1 protein-coding gene is annotated in these 1954 nt (G+C 39.4%); it reads left to right on the plus strand.

The features are described 5' to 3' along the window. Window positions 1-543 precede the first annotated feature (543 nt). Window positions 544-1863, plus strand: a complete 1320-nt coding sequence (ltrA, locus tag COE25_RS28490; protein ID WP_098935054.1) for a group II intron reverse transcriptase/maturase — start codon at window positions 544-546, stop codon at window positions 1861-1863. Window positions 1864-1954 lie beyond the last annotated feature (91 nt).

A 1954-nucleotide genomic window follows, 5' to 3' on the forward strand; every position in this document is an offset into this window, starting at 1 on the left:
TGAGGGTTGCGCCTTGAAAGCTCAAGGAATACATACGACTTGAGATAGTCGTCTAGATAATGCTTAGCCAGCAGTCTTGTACCGAGTCTTGCGTGGTACACGGTAACGTGTACTGCGAAGCGTAGACAGGAAGATGGCAGGCCGGAATAAAGTGAAAAGGATAATTAGTCCCGAAATTAAACGTGATGTGGAGTAGCCGACCTTTTCTCTCAATGGGGAAGGCAACAATGAAATAACCGCTAAAGGCAAGGAGATTATCGTTACTCCCGGGATTCGTACCTACGGCATGCCATCAATGGATTCCTTAGGGAACAAGGGAGATCCAATAAACTTCTATAACATATAGATAAGAATTCAACAAGCCCACAAAGCAAGGAGAATTCGATGGTTTATTGGAAGTCTTACTAACTGATAGTACTCTGAGATAGGGAGAGCCTATTACATGGGGAAGCGGTTAGCGGAAAATTGAATCAATCTAAGGAAACATGAGCTTCATTCAATGGAAGATTTCGGTCCTTAATTCAAAGTAAGGAGAAACCAATCATGACAACAGGATTAGAGAGAATAGCAGTAAAAGCTCAACAAGATGCAAAACTACAATTTACATCATTAGCACATCACATTACAAAAGAGTTGATTTGGACTAGTTTAAACCATATGCCAAAGAACACTTCACCTGGCATTGATGGTACCTCAAGGGATATGGCTATAATTGAGTTTGAAAATTGGGTTGGAGATATGATGAATTCAATCCACAGACATAGCTATAAACCTCCAGCAGTAAGAAGGGTCTGGATACCTAAACCTGGGAAAGTCGAAAAACGACCAATCGGAGTACCTTCGGTGGCAGATAGAGCTTTACAAAGAAGTACAGCAACGGTACTTTCATCAATTTATGAACAAGACTTTCTAAATTGTTCATACGGTGGTAGGCCAAGTAGGGGGGCACATAATGCCTTAGCTACCCTTAATGAAACTATTTCAGGGAAGAAAGTTAGCTGGGTGCTGGAAGCTGACCTGAAGAACTTCTTTGGAACCTTAGACCATGATTGGATAATTAAATTCGTGCAACATAGGATTGGTGATCCTAGAATTATTAGTCTAATTAAAAGATGGTTAAAAGCAGGTGTAATGGAAGGTAAGGATATTTATGTCAGTGAAACTGGAACACCGCAAGGTGGTTCAATTAGTGTACTGTTAAGTAACATTTATCTTCACTATGTATTGGATTTGTGGTTTGAGAAAGCAATAAAACCAAGACTCAAAGGAGAGTCATATCTAATAAGATATATCGATGATTTTGTAGTGTGCTTTCAATATCGTTCAGATGCAATAAGGTTTGGGGAAGTCCTTGTGAAAAGATTAAGGAAATTCTCATTAGAGCTTGAACCTAATAAGACTAGGTTAGTAGAGTTTGGACGGTTTGCCAGTAAACATGCCCTACAAAAAGGAAAGAAATTAGAAACAATCTATTTCCTAGGTTTTACACATTATTGTACAAAAAACCGTAAGGGTAATTTCATGGTAGGTAGGAAAACCGAGAAGACCAGATTTAAGCGAAGTGTAAATAAAATCCAAGAAGTACTTCGTACTATCAGACATTGGTCTATAAAAGACCAAGTTGAGAAGATAAATCAAATTCTTAGAGGTCATTACAATTACTATGGTATGGCTGGCAATCTTCGGTCAATAACAAAAATCTATATAATTACGGAACGTTATTGGAGAAGAATGTTAAGTAGTAGAAGCCAAAAGAGCTATATAACGTGGGAAAAGTTCAATAAGATTAAGTCGATTTTTCCTCTAGTGCGTCCTAAACTTTCAATTCCATTTTCGGAAATAAAGATGTACGCGAAGCTGTGAAGCAATTTCTGAAGAGCCCGGTGCGGGAAATCCGCACGCCGGGTTCTGTGGGGGTTTGAGTCGCCAATTGGGCGACCTTTCTACCCGGAGG

Source organism: Bacillus sp. AFS031507 (assembly GCF_002584635.1).
Taxonomy (GTDB): Bacteria; Bacillota; Bacilli; order Bacillales; family Cytobacillaceae; genus Neobacillus.